Origin of the sequence: Geobacillus sp. ZGt-1, assembly GCF_001026865.1 — a bacterium.
GTDB classification, from domain to species: Bacteria; Bacillota; Bacilli; order Bacillales; family Anoxybacillaceae; genus Geobacillus; species Geobacillus thermoleovorans.
In genome coordinates this window covers 42,091-42,329 of the sequence record NZ_LDPD01000023.1, presented here as the reverse complement: position 1 = coordinate 42,329, position 239 = coordinate 42,091, and the positions used below count along the sequence as shown (strand labels likewise).

Genomic DNA, 239 nt, shown 5'->3' with positions numbered 1-239 from the left:
TGCGCTCGTAGCTCAATTGGATAGAGCATCTGACTACGGATCAGAAGGTTAGGGGTTCGAATCCTCTCGAGCGCGTTTATTAACTAACTTCAAAAAAAGATATTGACAAAAAAACAATTAGCGATTATATTTTTATTGCAGTCGTTTCTAAGACAAGTCCTAATGATATTGATCATGCGGGTGTAGTTTAATGGTAAAACCTCAGCTTCCCAAGCTGAAGTCGTGGGTTCGATTCCCAT

Annotated in this window: 1 tRNA gene; it reads left to right on the top strand. The window is 39.7% G+C overall.

The features are described from left to right. Position 1 precedes the first annotated feature (1 nt). Positions 2–75, top strand: a tRNA-Arg gene (locus VU18_RS08915). Positions 76–239: the final 164 nt, after the last annotated feature.